General features: G+C 67.8%; 14 protein-coding genes. 7 read left to right on the forward strand and 7 right to left on the reverse strand.

Annotated features, from left to right (window positions below):
* Nucleotides 1-49: 49 nt before the first annotated feature.
* Both B7R21_RS10465 and zapE read right to left on the reverse strand, forming a co-directional pair.
* The gene (locus B7R21_RS10465) at nucleotides 50-1,357 is read right to left on the reverse strand and encodes an ammonium transporter (RefSeq protein ID WP_116283202.1); all 1,308 of its coding nucleotides are present in this window, start codon (nucleotides 1,355-1,357) and stop codon (nucleotides 50-52) included.
* A gap of 234 nt (nucleotides 1,358-1,591) precedes the next feature.
* On the reverse strand, nucleotides 1,592-2,629 hold the full coding sequence (gene zapE, locus B7R21_RS10470; protein WP_116283203.1) for a cell division protein ZapE: 1,038 nt from the start codon (nucleotides 2,627-2,629) through the stop codon (nucleotides 1,592-1,594).
* 62 nt (nucleotides 2,630-2,691) lie between these two features.
* Here zapE and B7R21_RS10475 point away from each other — a divergent pair, with 62 nt between their 5' ends.
* Both B7R21_RS10475 and B7R21_RS10480 read left to right on the forward strand, forming a co-directional pair.
* Entirely contained in the window at nucleotides 2,692-3,597 is a 906-nt protein-coding gene (locus B7R21_RS10475; protein WP_116283204.1) for a sulfurtransferase, read from the forward strand.
* Entirely contained in the window at nucleotides 3,594-4,040 is a 447-nt protein-coding gene (locus tag B7R21_RS10480) for a SufE family protein (protein ID WP_116283205.1), read from the forward strand. Before B7R21_RS10475 ends, B7R21_RS10480 begins: the two co-directional genes overlap by 4 nt.
* A gap of 163 nt (nucleotides 4,041-4,203) precedes the next feature.
* Here B7R21_RS10480 and B7R21_RS10485 read toward each other — a convergent pair whose 3' ends face one another.
* A complete protein-coding gene (locus B7R21_RS10485; protein ID WP_116283206.1) occupies nucleotides 4,204-5,415 on the reverse strand; it encodes an alpha/beta hydrolase family protein in 1,212 nt (403 codons plus the stop codon).
* 88 nt (nucleotides 5,416-5,503) lie between these two features.
* On the opposite strand from B7R21_RS10485, the gene B7R21_RS10490 reads away from it, so the two are divergent.
* The 4 genes from B7R21_RS10490 (at nucleotide 5,504) to B7R21_RS10505 (ending at nucleotide 10,786) form a co-directional block, all read left to right on the forward strand.
* The gene (locus B7R21_RS10490; protein ID WP_116283207.1) at nucleotides 5,504-6,112 is read left to right on the forward strand and encodes a DUF3000 domain-containing protein; all 609 of its coding nucleotides are present in this window, start codon (nucleotides 5,504-5,506) and stop codon (nucleotides 6,110-6,112) included.
* Nucleotides 6,105-7,346: an HRDC domain-containing protein gene (locus B7R21_RS10495; protein ID WP_116283208.1), complete on the forward strand. Its 1,242-nt coding sequence runs from the start codon at nucleotides 6,105-6,107 to the stop codon at nucleotides 7,344-7,346. The genes B7R21_RS10490 and B7R21_RS10495 overlap by 8 nt, the downstream gene beginning before the upstream one ends.
* A gap of 80 nt (nucleotides 7,347-7,426) precedes the next feature.
* Nucleotides 7,427-8,635, forward strand: coding sequence for a thiolase family protein (locus B7R21_RS10500; RefSeq protein ID WP_116283209.1), 1,209 nt, complete (start codon nucleotides 7,427-7,429; stop codon nucleotides 8,633-8,635).
* Between the two features lie 15 nt (nucleotides 8,636-8,650).
* A complete protein-coding gene (locus B7R21_RS10505) occupies nucleotides 8,651-10,786 on the forward strand; it encodes a 3-hydroxyacyl-CoA dehydrogenase NAD-binding domain-containing protein (protein ID WP_116283210.1) in 2,136 nt (711 codons plus the stop codon).
* A gap of 77 nt (nucleotides 10,787-10,863) precedes the next feature.
* Here B7R21_RS10505 and dxs read toward each other — a convergent pair whose 3' ends face one another.
* Together dxs and B7R21_RS10515 are read right to left on the reverse strand one after the other, a co-directional pair.
* Nucleotides 10,864-12,807 carry a 1-deoxy-D-xylulose-5-phosphate synthase gene (gene dxs / locus B7R21_RS10510; RefSeq protein WP_116283211.1) on the reverse strand — a complete coding sequence of 648 codons (1,944 nt, stop codon included), beginning with the start codon at nucleotides 12,805-12,807 and terminating at the stop codon, nucleotides 10,864-10,866.
* Between the two features lie 110 nt (nucleotides 12,808-12,917).
* Nucleotides 12,918-14,177 (reverse strand): virginiamycin B lyase family protein, encoded by a 1,260-nt coding sequence (locus tag B7R21_RS10515; protein ID WP_116283212.1) that lies wholly within the window; start codon nucleotides 14,175-14,177, stop codon nucleotides 12,918-12,920.
* Between the two features lie 152 nt (nucleotides 14,178-14,329).
* Here B7R21_RS10515 and B7R21_RS10520 point away from each other — a divergent pair, with 152 nt between their 5' ends.
* On the forward strand, nucleotides 14,330-16,006 hold the full coding sequence (locus B7R21_RS10520) for a YncE family protein (protein ID WP_147305868.1): 1,677 nt from the start codon (nucleotides 14,330-14,332) through the stop codon (nucleotides 16,004-16,006).
* A gap of 71 nt (nucleotides 16,007-16,077) precedes the next feature.
* On the opposite strand, the gene B7R21_RS10525 is transcribed toward B7R21_RS10520, so the two are convergent.
* Nucleotides 16,078-18,915 carry an aconitate hydratase gene (locus tag B7R21_RS10525; protein WP_116283214.1) on the reverse strand — a complete coding sequence of 946 codons (2,838 nt, stop codon included), beginning with the start codon at nucleotides 18,913-18,915 and terminating at the stop codon, nucleotides 16,078-16,080.
* Nucleotides 18,916-19,026: 111 nt separating this feature from the next.
* Nucleotides 19,027-21,417, reverse strand: coding sequence for an HAD-IC family P-type ATPase (locus B7R21_RS10530; RefSeq protein ID WP_116283215.1), 2,391 nt, complete (start codon nucleotides 21,415-21,417; stop codon nucleotides 19,027-19,029).
* Between the last annotated feature and the right edge of the window lies 1 nt (nucleotide 21,418).

The following is a 21,418-nucleotide window of genomic DNA, read 5'->3' on the forward strand; positions in this document are numbered from 1 at the left end:
AAGGAGTGACGCCCGGCCGGTGTGCAGAGCCTGTGGTGCAGGCGGCGGATCAGGCGGGATCGAGCGCGTAGCTCTCTTCGCCGTGAACGACCGTGTCGACGCCGGCGACTTCGTCTTCCGTGCTGATGCGGAAGCCGATGGTCTTCTGGATCGCCGTTCCGAGGAGCCAGGCGATGACGAACGAGAAGACAAGCACAGCGCCGGCACCGAGTGCCTGGGCGCCCAGCTGGCTGAGCGGCATGGCGTCGCCGTTGGCGATCCGGTCGATCAGGCCGATGCCGGTACCGAAGATGCCGATGTAGAGCGTTCCGATGATGCCGCCGACGAGGTGGATGCCCACGACGTCGAGCGAGTCGTCGAAGCCGAGCTTGAACTTCAGCTCGATGGCCAGGCAGCAGACCGCACCGGTGATGAGACCGAGCACCATGCCCCAGCCGGGCGTCAGGATGTTGCAGGCCGGGGTGATGGCGACGAGGCCCGAGACGGCACCGGATGCCGCACCGATCGAGGTCGGCTTGCCGTCCTTGATCTTCTCGACGATCAGCCAGCCGAGAATGGCGGCGGCGGGAGCGGCGAGGGTGTTGATCCAGGCCAGGGCGGCCGTTCCGTCGACACCGGCTTCTGAACCGGCGTTGAAGCCGAACCAGCCGAACCACAGCAGCGCGGCGCCGAGGAGCGTCAGAGGCACGTTGTGAGGCTTCTGGATGCCCTTCTGGAACCCGATGCGCTTGCCGAGAACGAGAGCGAGAGCGAGACCTGCGGCACCGGCATTGATGTGCACCGCCGTACCACCGGCGAAGTCGTTCACGCCGAGGCCGAAGACGATCCAGCCGCCGTCGGACGTCTTGCCGTCGGTGAGGGTGAAGTTGAAGACCCAGTGCGCGACCGGGAAGTAGACGATGGTCACCCAGAGGAAGGCGAACAGCATCCAGGAGCCGAACTTTGCACGGTCGGCGATGGCGCCCGAGATCAGGGCGACGGTGATGATGGCGAAGGTCGCCTGGAAGCCCGCGAAGGCCAGGCCGTAGAGGTTCGGGCCCGATCCGTCGGGTGCGGAGACCAGGTCGCCGAGCAGGAACTGGCCGCTCGGGTTGCCGAGAACGCCCTTGATGAGGTCGTTCGAGGTGTCGCCCACCGAGGTGCCGAAGGCGAAGCCGTAGCCGTAGAGCACCCAGAGCACACCGACGAGGCCCATGGCCCCGAAGCTCATCATCATCATGCTGACAACGCTCTTGGCCTTGACCATGCCGCCGTAGAAGAATGCTACGCCGGGAGTCATGATCAGAACGAGCGCTGCTGCTACAAGTAGCCAGAGCGCGTTGACCGTGGTGGTCAGGTCTCCAATTGTGGGATCCATCGAAAAGTTACCTCTCTCGAACCGAGTTGTTGCACCGGTGCACAGATGCCCCCACTGTCGGGTCTGCGATTGCCTCGGCTACGCCCAACAGCATCGCGGGTGGACGTTTCGGCTGAGGTGAAACTATGTTTCGCGGACGTAACGCGCTTCTGCCCTTTGTAACAACTGTGTTTCGCGGAGCCGAAAGTTCGATTGAGGTCTGTGGCCCCCGTTTGGGGGCTCGCCCGAAAGGTGTTAGCGCTGGGTCGAGGCGATCAGCCGGGACACGGATCGCAGATACTTCTTGCGGTATCCCCCGTTCATCATGTCTCCCGCGAAGACACTGTCGAGCGGCACCCCGGACGCCAGGATGGGCAGCTGCGCGTCGTACACCCGGTCGATGAACGCCACGAAGCGGAGGGCGTCGGTCTGGTTCGTGAGCTCCACGACGTCGGTCAGCACCAGCGCATCGAGTGAATCGAGCAGCTTGACGTACTTCGACGGGTGCAGCGACCCGAGGAACTGGATCACCTCCCGGAAGCTGTCGGCGGTGAACGTCTCACCGGCGGCGGCCAGGCGGTCGATCTCGGCCTCCAGCTGTTCGGCGGTGTACGTCTTCGCGTGCCCCTCGATGTCGCGGCGGCGGTAGTCGGTGCCGTCGATGCGGATGATCTCGAACCGGTCGGCGAGGGCCTGGATCTCGCGGAGGAAGTCCTGGGCCGCGAACCGGCCCTCCCCCAGCGCGTTCGGCGGCGTGTTGGATGTCGCGGCGATCTTCGTACCCGTGGCGACGAGGTCGCCCAGCAACCGTGTCATCATCATCGTGTCGCCCGGGTCGTCGAGCTCGAACTCGTCGATGGCGATGAGTTTGGCGCCCTTCAACAGGTTCACGGTCTCGAGGTAGCCGAGCGCGCCCACGAGCGCGGTGAACTCGATGAACGTGCCGAAGTACTTCGGCCCCGGGGCTGCATGCCAGAGGGCGGCGAGCAGGTGGGTCTTGCCCACGCCGAACCCGCCGTCGAGGTAGATGCCGGGTTTTGCCGCGGGCAGCTTCTTCGCACGGGAGAAGAATCCCCCGCCCCTGGCCGGGGCCCACGAGGCGGCGAAGTCGCGCATCCGGTGCAGGGTCTCGCCCTGGGAGGGGTAATCCCGGTCGGGCCGATAGGACTCGAAGGATGCCGTGTCAAACTGGCGGGGCGGCACGAGCACCGCCGCCATCTCCGCACCGCTCAGTGTCGGTCGGAGGTCGACGAGGTGCAAAGGAATACTTGTACTGCCGCTGTCAGTTGTCATCACTGAGTATTAAAGCGCAATGAGGAACGCCCGGCCGCACGGCCGCTACTGGAGGTATCACCATGGCTGTCGAAACCGACAACACACCGAAGTTCGCCGAGTACGCCCACCCCGACCGTCTGGTCAGCACCGAGTGGCTCGCCGAACACCTGGGCGACCTCGACCTGGTGGTCGTCGAGAGCGATGAAGACGTGCTGCTGTATGAGACAGGCCATATCCCCGGTTCGGTCAAGATCGACTGGCACACCGACCTCAACGACCCCGTCACCCGCGACTACATCTTCGGTGAGCAGTTCGCCGAGCTCGTCGGCTCCCGCGGCATCGACCGCAACTCGACCGTGGTCATCTACGGCGACAAGAGCAACTGGTGGGCGGCCTACACGCTCTGGGTGTTCAGCCTCTTCGGCCACGAAGACGTGCGCCTGCTCGACGGCGGCCGCGACAAGTGGATCGCCGAGGGCCGCGAGACGACAACCGACGAGCCCCCGATCATCCCCCGCGAGTACCCGGTCTCAGAGCGGAGCGACGTGGAGATCCGTGCGTTCAAGGATGACGTGCTCGACCACCTCGACATGGGCGGCAAGCTGATCGACGTGCGTTCCCCCGAGGAGTACAGCGGTGAGCGCACCACCGCCCCGGCCTATCCCGACGAGGGCGCGCTCCGGGCCGGACACATCCCGAGCGCGCACAACGTGCCGTGGGCGAAGGCCGCGGCCGAAGACGGCACGTTCAAGCCGCTGGCCGACCTGAACGAGATCTACCGGGAAGGACTCGGCCTGACCGACGACGACGACGTGATCGCCTACTGCCGCATCGGCGAGCGGTCGAGCCACACCTGGTTCGTCCTGACGCACCTGCTGGGTTTCGAGGGCGTGCGCAACTACGACGGCTCGTGGACCGAGTGGGGCTCCGCCGTGCGGGTGCCGATCGTGAAGGGCGCTGAGCGCGGCGAGGTTCCGACGGCGTGAGCACTGTCGAACTGCCGGAATCGCTCGCGGAGATCCGGGACGACTTCCTCGCGCTGACGCTCAAGGAGCGGCTGCAGCTGCTGCTCGAGTTCTCGAACGAGCTGCCCGAGCTTCCCGAACGCTACGCCGAGCATCCAGATCTCTTCGAGCGTGTCGAGGAGTGCCAGTCGCCGGTGTTCATCATCGTAGAGGTCGACGACGCCGACGTGGTGCACCTGCACGCCACAGCTCCGAAGGAGTCGCCCACCACGCGCGGTTTCGCGTCGATCCTCGCGCAGGGCCTCGCCGGCATGACCGCCGGCGAGGTTCTGGCCGTGCCCGACGACTTCCCGCAGATGATCGGCCTGATGGAGGCCGTCTCACCCCTCCGCGTGCGGGGCATGACCGCGATGCTCGGCCGCACCAAGCGCCAGGTGCGCGAACGGATGCACGCGACATCCTGACCCCCGGACCCCCTCACCCCCCGGCATCGCCCAGCAATCGAGTGGGCAGTTCGGGCCCTGAAGGCGGCGGAACAGGGCCGGAACTGCCCACTCGATTGCGCGCGCGGGGCGTTCGGTCGGGGCGGGGGCAGGGGCGGGGGCGGGGGCGTGGCCGCGGGCTGGGTTAGAGCGCGCGGGACGTGATCCAGTCACGGATGGCGGCCGTGTAACGGACCGGGTCGTAGTTCCAGAGGCGCACGTGTTTCGCGATCGAGAACGGCACCAGCGTCACGAGGTCGGGGCGCGCTTCGGCGAGCTTTCGGGATGCGGTGGAGGGCACGAAACCGTCGTCGTCGCTGTGCAGGATGAGCACGGGGAACGAGATCTCCGAGGCACGCGCCACGAAGTCGAGCCGCTTGAAGTCGATCGGCTGCTGCTGACCGGTGACCACCTTGCCGACAGCGTTGCCGATTGTGGCCATCACCGCCTGGGAGACCGGCTCGGGCAGGTGATTGAGGTGCCCCTGGAACACGATCGTGTCGCTCCACGCGACGACCGGCGAGTCGAGGATGACCGCGGTGATGCGATCTCGGAACTCCGACCGCGTCGCCGCCTGCAACACGGTCGCCCCGCCCATCGACCAGCCGAAGAGCACGATGCTCGTCGCCCCGTGATCCACGGCGTTCCGGATGCCCGCCTCCACGTCGTGCCACTCGGTGTCGCCGAGCGCATAGCGTCCGTCGGAGCTCCGCGGTGCCTCACCGTCGTTGCGGTAGGAGACCTGCAGCGTGGTGAAGCCGAGTTCGTGCAGCAGCGGCAGGGCGCGGATCGTCTCGGCGCGCCGCACTCCGCGGCCGTGCACGGCGATGACCCAGCGGCCCGGTCTCGCGCCGGGCGCCTCTGGATCGGCCCGCACGACCCAGGCCGGAGCCGGGCCGAGCTCCGTCTCGACGACGACGTCTTCGACGCCCAGCCCGAGTTCCCTCGGGTCGAGGTAGTACCAGCTGCCGAGGCGGCCCCAGCGGGCATCCTGCAGCGTGCCGTGGTCGATGCGTTCGAGGCTCCGGATGACGCGGCCACCGCCCACGCTCACGATGTCGCCGACGCGGGCGTGCCCTCGGCCGTTCGCGAACCAGAGGCTGTAGCGGCCGGGCACCAGCGAGTCGGCTGAGACGCCGAGGGTCACCGTGCGGGCGTCGAGGTCGACGGCGTGGATGCGCAGATCCTCGACGGCGGAATCGGTCGGGATGACGACCGACCGCGAGAACTTGGCGGTCACGAAGGCGAGGCCTGCCGCGGCGAGAGTCGCGACGGAGCCGACCGCGATGGCTGTGACCGCCCAGGCGGGAACGGCTCGGCCGGCGTCTGCCCCGATCGGAGCGTGTTCGTCTGACATCGGACCAGCCTTTCACGTACCCGCCCCGGGGCAGGACGCCGACGGCGTGCCTCCCAGCGGACACACAAAAAAACTCTAGTCTGGCGTCGTGTCCGATTCTCCCTTCAGCCCTGCTCTGCCGGCGGCTTTCACTGCGGCTCTCGGCTCACTCCGCCAGGCGGTCACCCGGCCAGAACTCGTCGTGAGCGAGATCGCCTCACCCGCCAACCTGGCCCCGTACTCCCTCGCCCTCAGCGCCGACGTGAGGCGTGCCGACGGATCGCCGCGCCACGGCTCCGACAGCGACCTGGGCACGGGCCGCTTCATCCTGTTGCACGACCCGGAGGAACCCGAGGCCTGGGGCGGGGCGTTCCGCGTGGTCTGCTTCGTGCAGGCACCGCTCGAGACCGAGATCGGGCTCGACCCGTTCCTGGCCGACGTCACGTGGTCGTGGTTGATCGATGCTCTCGACACAAAGGGTGCAGACTATTCCCATGCCTCCGGAACGGCGACGAAGATCATCTCGTCGGGGTTCGGGGAGCTCGCCAAGCAGGGCGACGGTGCCCAGATCGAACTGCGGGCATCGTGGACTCCAGGAGACGAACAGATGAAGGCGCACGTCGAAGGGTGGGGCGAGCTGCTCTGCATGCTGGCCGGCCTCCCGCCCGTTCCCGAAGGGGTGAGCCTGCTCCAGGCGAGGCGCCAGGCGCGTGGCTGAGCCTGCTTCGACTCCCGCTCCCGCCGACGCCGCACCTGCCGCCGGTCGCACGGTCATCGACACGCGTGAGGCCTACCTCGACGCTGTTGAACAGATCGCCGCCGGAACGGGCCCGCTCGCGATCGATGCGGAACGGGCATCCGGCTTCAAGTACTCCCAGCGCGCCTACCTCATCCAGCTCTACCGTCGCGGGGCCGGCACGTTCCTCTTCGATCCGCCGCCGATCGGCTCGTTCACCGAGCTCTCCGAGCTGATCGCGGGCGAGGAGTGGATCCTTCACGCAGCCAGCCAGGACCTGGCCTGCCTCCGTGAGGTGGGCCTCGAACCCACCCGCATCTTCGACACCGAGCTCGCCGCGAGACTCCTCGGGCTCCCCCGGGTGGGGCTCGGTACCGTCGTCGAGGAGCTGCTGGGCATCCATCTCGCCAAGGAGCACTCCGCGGCCGACTGGTCGACGCGGCCCCTGCCCGCGACCTGGCTCGAATACGCTGCCCTCGACGTGGAATTGCTGATCGATGTGCGCGACGTGATGGTGGGCATGCTGGGCGAACAGCGGAAGACCGACATCGCCGCGCAGGAGTTCCAGGCGACGCTCGACAAGGAGGCGAAGCCGCCGGCAGCGGAGCCGTGGCGTCGGCTCTCGGGCGTGCACTCGCTCCGCGGGGCGAAGAACCTCTCGGCTGCCCGTGAGCTCTGGCTCGCCCGCGACGCGCTCGCCCAGGAACTCGACGTGTCGCCGGGACGGCTCGTGCCCGATCTCTCCCTCACGGCCGCAGCTCGTGCGCTCCCCGCCACCAAGCGCGACCTTGCCTCGATGCGGGACTTCACCGGCCGGGCATCTCGGTCGGAGCTCGATCGGTGGTGGAATGCCGTCGAGGCGGGGCGGGCATCCACCGAGCCGCCGCAGATTGCCCGGAACGGCGACACGCTGCCCCCACCTCGCAGCTGGTCCGATCGGAACCCCGAGGCAGATGCCCGGCTCAAGGCGGCGCGACAGGTTCTCGTCGAACTCGGTGAACAGCAGAACATCCCGCTCGAGAACCTGCTCACCCCGGAGTACCTGCGCCGCACAGCGTGGACTCCCCCGGCGCCCATCACCCCGGAGACCATCGGCGAAGCGCTTCAGAAGGCTGGTGCGAGGCCGTGGCAGATTGAGCTAACCGCACAGCCAATCGCCCAAGCCTTTGTAGAAGCCCACCAAACGCTTCTCGACGACGCTGAGAGCGGATCGTAGGAAGCAACAACCGATTTCAGGGCGAAAATGTGGGTGCGTAGGGTGGGAACCACGCGAATCCATGAAAGGCATGAGGCACAGTGGCCGAAATATCTGAAGTCGTCTTTGTTGATGGAGTCCGCACCCCCTTCGGGCGTGCCGGCGAAAAAGGAATGTACTGGAACACGCGGGCCGACGACCTCGTCGTCAAGGCGATGCTGGGCCTCCTCGAGAGAAACCCGAACGTGCCGCACGACCGCATTGACGAGGTCGCCATCGCGGCCACGACCCAGCAGGGCGACCAGGGCCTGACCCTCGGCCGCACGGCTGCCCTCCTCGCCGGGCTGCCGAAGTCGGTTCCCGGCTTCGCGATCGACCGGATGTGCGCCGGCGCCATGACGTCGGTCACGACCCTCGGCAGCGGCATCGGTTTCGGCGCCTACGACCTCGTGATCGCGGGGGGCGTCGAGCACATGGGCCGCCACCCGATGGGCTTCGGGGCCGACCCGAATCCACGGTTCCTCTCGGAGAAGCTCGTGGGCGCAGAAGCTCTCAACATGGGCATGACCGCCGAGCGCATCCACGACCGCTTCCCGGCGCTCACCAAGGAGCGCTCCGACCGCTACGCGCTCCGCAGCCAGCAGAAGGTCGCCGCCGCCTACGAGGCGAACAAGATCCAGCCCGACCTGATTCCGGTCGCCACCCGGAGCGAGAGCGGCTGGGGGCTGGCCACGAGGGATGAGGCGCCCCGCCCTGAGACGACCATGGAGGGTCTCGCGGGCCTTCGCACACCCTTCCGGCCGCACGGCCGCGTCACAGCGGGCAACTCGTCCGGCCTGAACGACGGTGCGACGGCGAGCCTGCTCGCGAGCGGCGCCGTCGCGAAGGAACTCGGCCTGACCACCAAGATGCGCATGGTGAGCTTCGCCTTCGCCGGCGTCGAGCCCGAGATCATGGGCATCGGCCCGGTGCCCTCCACTGAGAAGGCGCTGAAGAAGGCCGGCCTGGCGATCACCGACATCGGGCTCTTCGAGCTCAACGAGGCCTTCGCCATCCAGGTGCTGTCCTTCCTCGACCACTTCGGCATCGACGACGACGATCCGCGCGTGAACGAGTACGGCGGGGCCATCGCCATCGGGCATCCGCTCGCCTCCTCGGGCGTCCGCCTGATGAACCAGCTGGCCCGCCAGTTCTCGGAACACCCCGAGGTGCGCTACGGAATCACGGCGATGTGCGTCGGCCTCGGCCAGGGCGGCACCGTCATCTGGGAGAACCCGAACTACGACCGGAAGGCGAAGAAGTCGCGCTGACGCGGCGATCCTCACATGACGAACTACGCTGACATCGATTTCACCGACCTGCTCGAATTCTCCGCCGACGAGGTCGTCACGCACTCGTACGTGCGCGACATCCCGCTCCCGAGCGGCAAGGTCCTCGCCCTACTGACGCTCGACAACGGGCGGGACCACACGCGCCCGTCCACTCTCGGGCCGGTGACCCTGCTCGAGTACGGCACCGCTCTGGATGCCCTCGCCGCCCGTGCAGCCGCCGGGGAGATCCATGCCGTAGGCGTGACGGGCAAGCCGTTCATCCTCGCCGCCGGCGCGGATCTCAGCAAGGTCGGCGAGGTGTCCTCCCGTGACCTCGCCCTCAAAATGGCCCAGCTCGGGCACTTCATGCTGTCGAAGCTCGGCTCGGTGGGTGTGCCCTCGTTCACGTTCATCAACGGGCTCGCGCTCGGCGGCGGGGTGGAGATCGGCCTGAACGGCGACTACCGCACCGTCGACTCCGGTATTGCCGCCGCAGCCCTGCCCGAGGTCTTCCTCGGCATCATCCCGGGCTGGGGAGGCGCCTACCTGCTGCCGAACCTGATCGGCATCGAGAACGCCCTGAAGGTCATCGTCGAGAACCCCCTGAAGAACAACCGCACCCTCAAGGGGCAGGATGTCTTCGACCTTGGCATGGCAGACGCGATCTTCGGCTCGGCGAACTTCCTCGAGGAGTCGCTGGTCTGGGCCGACGGCGTGCTCACCGGCCGGATCACCGTCAAGCGCGCCAACGAACCGGGGCGCGTTGAGCGCCTTGTGAAGTGGGATGCCGCGATCGGCATCGCGCGCAAGATGCTCGAAGGCCGTATCGGTACGGTGGCCCGTTCGCCGTACGCTGCGCTGGACCTGCTCAAGGCTGCCAAGTCGGGCACCCGCGAGGAAGCGTTCGCCAGGGAGGACGAGGCGCTGGCCGATCTCGTGGCCGGGGACCAGTTCCGCGCGAGCATCTACGCGTTCAACCTCGTGCAGAAGCGCGCGAAGAAGCCGGCAGGGGCCCCCGACAAGGCACTCGCCAAGAAGGTCACCAAGGTCGGCGTCATCGGAGCAGGTCTCATGGCCTCGCAGTTCGCGCTGCTCTTTGTGCGCCGTCTGCAGGTGCCCGTCGTCATCACCGACCTCGACCAGGCGCGGGTCGACAAGGGGCTCTCCTACATCCGCGGGGAGATCGGCACGCTTCTGTCGAAGAAGCGCATCTCCCCCGACGAAGCCAACCGCCTCAACCACCTCATCTCGGGCACGACCGACAAGGCCGACTTCGCCGACGCGGACTGGGTGATCGAGGCTGTCTTCGAGGAGCTCGGGGTGAAGCAGGACGTCTTCGCCGACATCGAGCAGTACATCTCCGCGACCGCCGTGCTGGCCACCAACACCTCGTCGCTCTCGGTCGAGGCCATCTCGGCGAAGCTGGCGCATCCGGAGCGCGTCGTGGGCTTCCACTTCTTCAACCCGGTGGCCGTGATGCCGCTGGTGGAGGTCGTGAACACGCCGCAGACCGATGAGGCGACGCTGTCGACCGCGATGGTGACGGCCGCTCTGCTCCGCAAGAACGCGGTGATCACGCGCGACACCCCCGGGTTCGTCGTGAACCGCATCCTGGCGAAGCTGCTCGGTGAGGCGATGCACGCCGTCGACACCGGAACCCCGTTCGAGGTCGTCAACACGGCTCTGGATCCCTTCGGGCTGCCGATGTCCTCGTTCGAGCTGCTCGAGCTCGTGGGGCTGAAGGTCGGCGCGCACGTGCTCGACACGCACCACGCGGCCTTCCCCGACCGGTTCTTCGAGAGCACCAACCTGCACCGGCTCGCCGAGCACGGGAAGATCTTCGAGCGCGACGCCAAGGGCAGGGTCAAGGGCTTCGACAGGACCGCGGAGAAGATCGTGTCGGGTGGAACGTCGCCCATGACCGGTGAGGAGATCCTGCGGCGCGTCGAGGACGGCCTGGCCGACGAGATCCACCGCATGCTCGAAGACGACGTGGTGCACGCGGCAGAGGACATCGACCTCTGCATGATCCTCGGTGCCGGCTGGCCGTTCCAGATGGGCGGAGTGACGCCGTACCTCGACCGTGTCGGTGCCTCGGAGCGCGTCTTCGGCGACACGTTCCACCACCCCCGCATCGCGGGCGTCGCGTAGCGCGGGGCCTCCCACACGGCGAAAGGCCCCGTCGGTCATCCACTTCCGGATGCCCGGCGGGGCCTTTCGCGAGACGGCTAGTGGGAGTCGAGCTGGCGGGACGAGTCCGCATCGTCGGGCAGGGCGCGGGCGTGCGGGATCTTGCTGCCGATGACCTGCGCCACGATGTCGCGCGCGATGTGCTGGGGTGTGAGACCCACCCGTTCGAGGATCTCGGAGCGTGAGGCGTGGTCGAGGAACTCGTCGGGCAGCCCCAACTCGGTGAGCGCCGTGTCGACGCCGGCCGCACGGAGGTCCTGCCGGATGCGGGTGCCGACTCCCCCGACGCGCACGCCGTCCTCGATGGTCACCACGAGGCGGTGCTCCGCGGCGAGGTCGATGAGGCTCTGGGCGACGGGAACGACCCAGCGCGGATCGATGACCGTCGCCCCGATGCCCTGTGCCGCGAGCCGCTCCGCGACCTCGAGGCCCATGGCCGCGAACGGACCGACGGTGACGATGAGCACATCCTTCTGGGAAGCGTGCCGGAGAACATCCACTCCGTCGGAGAGGCGCTCGACAGAGTCGATGGTCGCACTCGCCGCACCCTTCGGGAAGCGAACGACGGTGGGGGCGTCATCCACAGCGATCGCCTCGGCGAGCTCCTCACGCAGACGCTCGGCGTCGCGGGGCGCGGCCAGACGGATGTGCGGCACGACCTGCAGGATCGCGAGATCCCACATCCCGTGGTGACTCGGACCGTCGGGGCCCGTCACACCGGCGCGATCGAGCACGAACGTGACACCGGCCTTGTGCAGGCCGACGTCCATCAGCACCTGGTCGAAGGCGCGGTTGATGAAGGTCGCGTAGAGGGCCACCACGGGGTGCAGGCCACCGAAGGCGAGGCCGGCGGCACTCGTCACGGCGTGCTGCTCGGCGATTCCCACGTCGAGCACCCGCTTCGGAAAGCGTTCGGCCATCGTGTGCAGGCCCGTGGGGCGGAGCATCGCGGCGGTGATGCCCACGATGCGGTCGTTGGATGCCGCGAGCGTGGCGATCTCGGCCGAGAAGACGCTCGTCCACGACGGGCCGCTCGACGCGCCCCCGATGGGCTCGCCCGTCTCGGGGTCGATCTGCCCGACGGCGTGGAACTGGTCGGCCTCGTCGTTCCGGGCGGGCAGGTAGCCGCGTCCCTTCTCGGTGATGGCGTGCACGATGACCGGGCCGTGGTACTCCTTGGCCTGGTGGAGGGCCTCCTCCATGGCGCTGAGGTCGTGGCCGTCGATCGGCCCTAGGTACTTGATCTCGAGGTTGGAGTAGAGCGATTCGTTGTTCGTGAGACGGGAGAGGAAGCCGTGCATCCCGCCGCGCGCGCCGCGGTAGATGGCCCGGCCGGCCGCACCGAAGTGACTGAACAGCCGCTCGCTCGAGTGGTGCAGATCCTGGTAGCCGGCCTTCGTGCGGACGCCGTTGAGGTAGCGCGCCATGCCGCCGATCGTCGGGGCATAGGAGCGACCGTTGTCGTTCACCACGATGACCAGGTTGCGGTCGTTGTCGTCGCTGATGTTGTTGAGCGCCTCCCACGTCATGCCGCCGGTGAGGGCGCCGTCGCCCACCACGGCCACGACGTGCCTGTCGGCCTGGCCGGTCATGGTGAAGGCGCGGGAGATGCCGTCGGCCCAGCTCAGCGAGCTGGAGGCGTGCGAGCTCTCGACGACGTCGTGCTCGCTCTCCGAGCGCTGCGGGTAGCCGGCGAGGCCGCCCTTCTCGCGCAGGCGGCTGAAGTCCTGGCGACCGGTGAGGAGCTTGTGGACGTAGGACTGGTGGCCGGTGTCGAACACGATTGCGTCGCGCGGCGAGTCGAAGACCCGGTGGATGGCGATGGTCAGCTCGACCACGCCGAGGTTCGGCCCGAGGTGGCCGCCGGTCTTCGACACCTCGGCGATGAGGAAGTCCCGCACCTCGGCGGCGAGCTGCACCAGCTGCTCCGACGTCAGCGCGTCGAGGTCGCGCGGGCCGTGGATCTTGTCGAGAAGTGTCACCTGATGCCACCTTTCGAGTTCTCGTCGCCCGGAAGAGGGCACCCCTGAGTCTATAAGTGCTTCATGAGAACCCTTGAAGGCTGGCGCACGCTTGACAGCGTGAATCGGGGTCAGCCCGTCACGGCCAGCACCTCGTGCTGTGCCGGCGTCGCTCCCCAGTGGTTCACCGCGACGAGATCGAAGGCGTATGTGCCCGGCGTGGTCGGGGTTCCGGAGATCCGCCCGGTCGACTCGTCGAGGATGAGGCCGGGTGGCAGAACTCCGACACTGGCGAGGACTCTCGGTGCGAGACCGGTGGCGGTGACATCCAGTGCCGTTTCCACACCCCGGCGAATCGTCGTCGCCAGGGGCGCTGAGGCCAGCGTGGGAGACAGCTCGACGCGCACGATGGCACCGGAGCCGTAATCGGCCGCGAAGAACCCGCTGCCCGCGAGGGCGACGGCCCGGACGATCGAACCGTGACCGAAGTCGGCGATGGATGTCGCGGCGCCGCCGGCTGCGTCGACAACCGTCACCCCGCCGCTGAGCTCGTCGGGCACGAAGGCATCGCCGAACGCGTCGAGGAGTACGCCTGTCGGGTGATGCGGGCCGGCCGGCAGGGTGACCTCTGCCTTGAGCACAGAACCGTCGGTGGCGAACGTCGAGAGACCGCGAGTGGATGCGACGTAGACCGTTCCCCAGGGATCGACGGCCACCGCGACGGGCCCCGTGGGGGCGCCCGGACCCTTCGGCAGAACAGCGAACGCCTCCCGCACCGCGCCTGACGCGGACACCTTCGAGATGCGATCGGTCTGCGTCTCGGCCACGTAGAGGTTCCCTGCTGCATCGGTCGCGAGACCGAGTGGCCGGTCGGCGGAGTCGAGGCGTGCGAAGACCGGCACCACCCGGCCTGTCGCCTCGATCCTGGTGATGGTCGAGGTACCCCAGTTCGACACGAAGACGGAGCCCGAGGCGTCGGAGGTGATTCCCCGGGGCATCGACCCGACACCGTCGTACGCCCAGTAGGCGATGACGGTGCCTGTCGGCGAGATGCGGGTGACCGAATCGGTTCCCGCGCAGGCCACGAAGAGATACCCCTTCGGGTCGATCGTCATCGCCTGCGGACTGGCGGCGGTGCCGAGTGCCGCGAAGACCCTGGTGAGAGCGCCGCCCGGAGTGATCTTCGAGACGGTGGCGTCGCCCTCGTTCAGCACGTAGACACTGCCTGCGGCATCAGACACTGCGGCGACGGGCTTGGCGGCGGATCCGAGGGCGGCGGTGACCACAACCGGTGCCGTGGCGTCGGCCGGGCCAGCGGCAGCGATGCCCGTCAGCGCCAGGATGGCGGTGCCGACGAGGACCGCAGCGAGTCGACGGGTGAGCGGCTTCACGAGTGTCCATTCCGGTTGGGAGGGGCGCGCGTCGGCCCCATCGTCCCCCCGAATGGTGACAGTCTCTCATCTGTCACAAAGAATATCCACCACAGGATCTTCTGCTCCAATCTTTCACACTTCATGACGAAAAGTCATCTATGGTGGTCACCATGCTGCGAACGCACCAGGCCCCCCACTCCCCCCTCGTCCCCCTCGGTGCGCTCGTCGCGCTCCTTCCCCTCACCCTGGCCGGAATACCCGCCCTTGCCCTCGCCGCGACCACGGTCTACCGGGTGACCTCGACGCTCACCGTGAACGCGCCTCTCGCCGTGGCGGTCGACACGATCGACCACACTCTCTACGCCGTGAACAGCGCCGGGTCGACGGTGACGGTCTTCCGAGGGGGTGTCTTCGTGCGTGCGCTCAGTATCGGGGCGGATGCGACGGCTGTCGCCGTCGACAGCACCACCCATACGGCGTACGTCACGAACGCCGGGTCGAGCAACGTGACGGTGATCCGCGCCGACACGGTCGTCGGAACCGTCGGAGTCGGCACCGCGCCCACCTCGGTCGCCATCGACGACACGACGGGAACCGCGTATGTCGGCAACCGTCTGAGCAACAGCGTCTCGATCATCCGGGAGACGACGCCGGGTGCGTTCGCGGCGACCACCGTTCCCGTGGGCACCCTCCCCGTGGCCGTTGCCGTCGACACCGCGACGCACACCGCCTACGTCGTGAACACACTCTCGACCAACGTCTCCGAGATCGTCGGCAACGCCGTGGTGCGCACCGTGAGCGTGAATACCGACCCGGATGCGATCGCTGTCGACAGCACCACCCACACCGCCTATGTCGTGAACAACACCTCGCAGAACGTCTCGGTGATCGAGGGCACGAGCATCCTGACGACGACGGTCCCGGTCGGGGCCGATCCCCGTGCCGTCGCCGTCGATCCTGTGACCCACACGGCCTACGTGCTGAACGCGCAGTCGACGAACGTCACCGAGATCCGGGCCAGAGCCGTGCTGCGGACGGTGAGCGTCAACGCGGACCCCGACTCCCTCGCCGTCGACAGTGCCACCCACACGGCCTACGTCGTGAACAACACCTCGCAGAACGTGTCGGTGATCGAGGGCGAGTCGGCCCTCACCCAGACGGTCGCCGTCGGGTCGGATGCCCGGCAGATCGTCGTCGACCCGACGCTCGGCTCAGCCATCGTGGCCGATTACGGCAAAAACAGGCTCTCGGTGATCAGCCGACAGACCAGCCCGACCATCACCAGCGGTACGCCGCCCGCTGCCATCATCGGCGAGCCGTACTCGTTCACCATCACGACCACCGGCACACCGTCGCCGACCCTGGCGCTCACGGGCGCCCTTCCTCCCGGCCTCGCTTTCGCCGCGGCAGCCGGCAGTGGAACGGGCACCATCAGTGGCACACCGACCTCGCTGCCCGTCTCGCCTGTTCCGTTCACAGTGACGGCCTCGAACGGTGTCGACCCGGTTGCCTCGGCCACCCTCACGCTCGTCGTGCAGCCCGCCCCGGCGCCACCGACCACACCGCCCACGCCGCCGATCGACCCGCTCGCACCCGGCGGCGGCGCCGGCACTGCCGGCGCCGGTACGGCAGGCGGTGGCACCGGCACAGGCATCGGCACAGGCATCGGCATCCCGAACCGCCCTGGGGTGGGCACCGGAGCGGATGCGCGTCACCTGGCGTCGACAGGCTCCGGTCTGGCCTCGGGATGGTCCATCCTGGCGGCTGCTGCCGCTGCTGCGATCCTCGGTCTGGCGGCGACACTGTCGGCGCGGAGGCGCATCCGCCCCCTCACCCGCAGAGTGTGACGCGCGGAGACAGCGGAATGGCCCCCTCCACGAGGGAGAGGGCCATTCCGGCCGAAGCGCCGAGCGTGTTCCTAGGCCGCAGTGACCAGCGAACGGAGCACGTACTGCAGGATGCCGCCGTTCCGGTAGTAGTCGGCCTCACCGGGAGTGTCGATACGGAGCACCGCGTCGAACTCCACAGGAGCCTTACCCGCCGGCGAGTTCGCCGACGGCACCGCGGTGACATGGAGCGTCTTCGGGGTGCGACCCTCGTTGAGCTCCTCGACACCGGAGATGCTGATGACCTCCGTGCCGTCGAGACCGAGCGACGCCCAGCTCTCGCCGGCCGGGAACTGCAGGGGCAGCACGCCCATGCCGATCAGGTTCGAGCGGTGGATGCGCTCGAAGCTCTCGACGATGACGGCCTTCACGCCCAGCAGCGAGGTACCTTTCGCGGCCCAGTCGCGCGAGGAACCCGATCCGTACTCCTTGCCGCCCAGGATGACGAGCGGAGTGCCGGCGTCCTGGTAGTTCTGCGACGCGTCGTAGATGAACGCCTGCGGGGCATCCGGCTGTGTGAAGTCGCGGGTGTAGCCGCCCTCCACGTTGTCGAGGAGCTGGTTCCGCAGGCGGATGTTCGCGAACGTGCCACGGATCATGATCTCGTGGTTGCCGCGGCGCGAGCCGTAGGAGTTGTAGTCCTTGCGGTCGACGCCGTGCTCGTCGAGGTACTTGCCGGCCGGGCTGTCGGCCTTGATGTTGCCGGCCGGGCTGATGTGGTCGGTGGTGACGGAGTCGCCGAGCTTGGCGAGCACCCGGGCATCGACGATCGAGGAGACCGGAGTCGTCTCGATGGTCATGCCGTCGAAGTACGGGGGCTTCCGCACGTAGGTCGACTCGGCAGCCCACTCGAAGGTCGGACCGGTCGGGGTGGGCAGCGAACGCCAGCGCTCGTCACCGTCGAACACACTCGAGTACTCGTGCGTGAACATCCCGGTGTTGATCGAGGTGTCGATCGTCTCCTGCACCTCGGCCGCGTCGGGCCAGATGTCCTTCAGGAACACGTCGTTGCCCTCGGTGTCCTGGCCGAGCGGGTCGACCTCGAAGTCGAAGTTCATCGACCCGGCGAGGGCGTAGGCGATGACCAGGGGCGGTGAGGCCAGGTAGTTCATCTTGACGTCGGGGCTGATGCGACCCTCGAAGTTGCGGTTGCCCGAGAGCACGGCGGTCACGGCGAGGTCGTTCTTGTTGATCGCGTCGGTGACCTCCTCGATGAGCGGACCGGTGTTGCCGATGCAGACGGTGCAGCCGTAGCCGACGGTGTAGAAGCCGAGGGCTTCGAGGTCGCCCGTGAGGCCGGCCTTCTCGTAGTAGTCGGTGACGACCTTCGAGCCGGGCGCGAGGGTCGTCTTGACCCACGGCTTCGACTTCAGGCCCTTCTTCACGGCGTTGCGGGCCAAAAGGCCGGCCGCGAGCATGACGGAGGGGTTCGACGTGTTGGTGCACGAGGTGATCGCGGCGACCGCAACCGCACCGTGATCGAGCGTGTAGTCGCCGGCCGAGGTGTGGACGGCCGTCGGCTTCGAGACGCTGCCGGGAGCGTGCGAGACATGGCTGTGGGCCAGCTCATGGGCGCGATCCGAATCCTGCGGCGTGAAGCTGGGCGGGTCGGAGGCGGGGAAGGTCTCCTCGAGGCCCGCGTCGACACGCGACAGGTCCTGGGTGGCGTAGTCGTTCAGGTCGAGCTCGAACTGCGACTTGGCATTACTCAGTTCGACCCGGTCCTGGGGCCGCTTCGGCCCGGCGATCGACGGCACGACCGTCGACAGGTCGAGTTCGAGGTACTCGCTGAACGAGGGCTCGACGGATGCGTCGTGCCAGAGGTGCTGGAGCTTGGCGTAGGCCTCCACCAGGGCGACCTGCTCGTCGCTCCGGCCGGTGAGGCGCAGGTAGTCGAGCGTCACGTCGTCGATCGGGAACATGGCGGCCGTCGAGCCGAACTCAGGGCTCATGTTGCCGATGGTGGCCCGGTTCGCGAGCGGGACGGCGGTGACGCCCTCTCCGTAGAACTCGACGAACTTGCCGACGACGCCGTGCTTTCGCACCATCTGCGTGATGGTCAGCACCACGTCGGTCGCGGTGACGCCGGCCGGGATGGTGCCGGAGAGCTTGAAGCCCACGACCTTCGGGATGAGCATGGAGACGGGCTGGCCGAGCATGGCCGCCTCGGCCTCGATGCCGCCGACGCCCCAGCCGAGCACGCCCAGGCCGTTGACCATTGTGGTGTGCGAGTCGGTGCCGACGCAGGTGTCGGGGTAGGCGCGGAGTACGCTCGCTCCTTCAGAATCAACAACAGCTCTGGTGAAGATGACGCGCGCGAGGTATTCGATGTTCACCTGGTGCACGATGCCGGTTCCCGGCGGCACCACCTTGAAGTCGTCGAACGCCGTCTGGCCCCAGCGAAGAAACTGGTAGCGCTCGCCGTTCCGTTCGTATTCGATGTCGACGTTACGCTCGAGCGCGTTCTCGCTGCCGAACAGGTCGGCGATGACCGAGTGGTCGATGACGAGCTCTGCCGGTGCGAGCGGGTTGATCTTGGTGGGGTCGCCGCCCAGCTCGCCGACGGCCTCGCGCATGGTGGCGAGGTCGACGATGCAGGGAACGCCGGTGAAGTCCTGCATCACGACGCGTGCGGGCGTGAACTGGATCTCCGTATCGGGCTCGGCGGTGGGCTGCCAGGAGCCGAGGGCCTTGATGTGCTCTGCCGTGATGTTCGCACCGTCTTCGGTGCGCAGCAGGTTCTCGAGCAGGATCTTCAGGCTGAACGGGAGTTTCTCGAACCCGGGAACGGTGTCGAGGCGGTAGACCTCGTACCCCTTGTCTCCCACGGTGAGGGTGTCTTTCGACCCAAAACTGTTTACTGCAGACACGGCGTCTTCTCCTTCGCTGACTACGTCAATCTTGTTCGTCTGGGACAACAGTGGCTAGCAAGGGTCCCCTTACCAAAGTATCTTGACGTCGAGATAACTTTACCACCTGGATCAGGCCCGGTCGACGACGAGGCCCCTGCGTTTTGCGAACCGGTAGTAGAGCTCGATCCCGGATGCCCCGAGGGCACCGATCGCGGCAACGTAGGCCAGCCACGGGGACAGCGTGAACGACAGCATGAAGAAGTCCCGCGTGAAGGGCACCACGAACGACAGCACGAACGCCGCGCTCACCGAAGCGACGAGGATCACCCGGGGCCTCGACAGGGGCCTGGCGAGCACCGACACGATCCAGAGCGACACCATGAACAGGGCGATCGTCGTGAGACTCCGCGCGTCGGACTGGGGCAGCGCCACCCGGAGCGGCGCATACGCGACCAGGCACGTCGCCGCGGCGATCAGCCCTGTGGGCAGGGAGAACTTCAGCACCCTCGGCAGCACCCCCGAACGGTAGCGCCGCCGGTTGGGGGCGAGAGCGAGGAAGAACGACGGGATCCCGATCGCCAGCGTCGACACCAGGGTCAGCTGGCGCGGCAGGAACGGGTACTCCCAGGCCGCGGCCGCCGTCACGAGAGCCAGCACGATGCCGTAGACCGTCTTCGAGAGGAACAGGTTCGACACTCGCTCGACGTTCGCGATGACCCGCCGCCCCAGCATGAGCACCTCCGGCAGGCGGTCGAACCGGCTGTCGAGCAGCACCAGCCGCGACACGGCCCGGGTCGCCGGCGTGGCGTTGCCCATTGCGATGCCGAGATCGGCGTCTTTGATGGCCATCGCGTCGTTCACGCCGTCACCGGTCATCGCGACCGAGCGGCCCTCGGCCTGGAGCGTCTTCACGATGCGGCGCTTCTGCTCGGGGGCGACACGGCCGAACACGCTGCCGGCGGCCAGGGCATCCGCCAGTTCCTCGTCTGTGACGAGGGTGCTGGCGTCCACCGCCGCATCGCCGAGACCCAGCTGGCGCGCGATCGATCCGACGGTGTGCGGATTGTCGCCGGAGAGGATGATCACCCGCACACCCTCGTCGGCGAAATAGCCGAGCGTGCCGGGTGCCTCCGGGCGGAGGGTCTCCTCCAGGATCACGAAGCACGCGGGTTCGGCCCGCTGGAGCAGAGCAGGATCGTCGAGCAGGCTCGAGGGTGCATCCGTCGTCTGAGACAGGGCGAGCGTGCGACGCCCCGTCGCCGCGATGGCGTGCGCCTCGGCGAGGTATTCCGGATGCCCGGCCAGCAGACGCTCCGGAGCCCCGAGCAGCCACGTGGTGGGAACATCGCCACGGGTCAGGCTGACCGCGCTGAAACCGCGGAGCGAACTGAACGCGAGCCGTTCTCCCACGACCGCACCGCCGAGATCGAAACGGTTGGCGAGGGCCCGTGAGGTGGCGTTGCCCGCGTCATCCGTCGACAGCGCGGCCAGCGCGCGGGTGGCCGCGGCAAGGTCGTCGTCGCGGCCGGGCAGTTGCTGCAGGCCGTGGAACCCGATGGCCCCGGTGGTCAGGGTGCCGGTCTTGTCGAGGCAGAGCACGTCGACGCGGGCCAGCACCTCGACAGCCGCAAGTTCCTGCACCAGCACCCGCTGGCGGGTGAGTTGGATGGCGGCCACCCCGAAGGCGAGGCTGGTGAGCAGCACCAGGCCCTCGGGGATGATGCCGACCACGCTCGCGACCGCATCGATCAGCGCCTGGCGGTAGCTCTGGTCGTTCGGGTCGAACAGTGCGGCGAACCCGCCGTAGGCGCCGATCCGGCCCAGCAGGATGATGACGATGAGGGGAATGAGGATCCACGACAGGTAGACGAGGATGCGGTTCGTGGCGGCCCGCAGCTCGGAGTGCACCAAACTGTGGCGCTTGATCTCGGCCGTCAGCCTGCTCGCGTAGGAGTCGGCGCCGACAGCGACGACGCGGGCCTCGCCCGTGCCGGAGGACACCAGCGACCCCGACATCAGGGTGTTGCCGGCCTTCTTCAGAATGGGGTCGGACTCCCCCGTCAACATCGACTCGTCGAGGAAGAGAGCCGTCGTCGCCTCGACCACGCAGTCCGCCGTGATCTGGTCGCCCGGTCGCGCGATCACCAGGTCACCGAGCACCACCTGTTCCGGCGGGATGACCACCAGCTCACCGCCCCGGCGCACCGCCGTCTCGGGCGAGGCGAGCAGGGCGAGGCGGTCGAGGGCGCGCTTGGCGCGCAGTTCCTGCACGATCCCGATGGCCGCGTTGAAGACGACGACTCCGAAGAAGAACCCGTCACGGAGATCTCCCAGGAGGCAGACCACGATGAAACAGACGGTGAGGATGCCGTTGAACAGCGTGAAGACGTTCTCGGCCAGGATGCTCGCGACCGGCCGGGAGGTCGGGGTGCGGGTGACGTTCACCTGCCCCGCGGCGATCCGCTCCTCGACTTCGGCACGGGACAGGCCGGGATCGGTCGCCACCTTGTCCTGGGTCATC

The sequence above is a fragment of the Subtercola boreus genome (genome assembly GCF_003399625.1).
GTDB lineage: Bacteria > Actinomycetota > Actinomycetes > Actinomycetales > Microbacteriaceae > Subtercola > Subtercola boreus_C.

What these genes read in the sequence shown, in the direction of transcription:
- B7R21_RS10485 (WP_116283206.1), bottom strand. Translation starts at nt 5,415, where the DNA reads ATGTCAGACGAACACGCTCCGATCGGGGCAGACGCCGGCCGAGCCGTT.
- zapE (WP_116283203.1), bottom strand. Translation starts at nt 2,629, where the DNA reads ATGACAACTGACAGCGGCAGTACAAGTATTCCTTTGCACCTCGTCGAC.
- B7R21_RS10505 (WP_116283210.1), top strand. Translation starts at nt 8,651, where the DNA reads ATGACGAACTACGCTGACATCGATTTCACCGACCTGCTCGAATTCTCC.
- B7R21_RS10520 (WP_147305868.1), top strand. Translation starts at nt 14,330, where the DNA reads ATGCTGCGAACGCACCAGGCCCCCCACTCCCCCCTCGTCCCCCTCGGT.
- B7R21_RS10465 (WP_116283202.1), bottom strand. Translation starts at nt 1,357, where the DNA reads ATGGATCCCACAATTGGAGACCTGACCACCACGGTCAACGCGCTCTGG.
- B7R21_RS10530 (WP_116283215.1), bottom strand. Translation starts at nt 21,417, where the DNA reads ATGACCCAGGACAAGGTGGCGACCGATCCCGGCCTGTCCCGTGCCGAA.
- B7R21_RS10475 (WP_116283204.1), top strand. Translation starts at nt 2,692, where the DNA reads ATGGCTGTCGAAACCGACAACACACCGAAGTTCGCCGAGTACGCCCAC.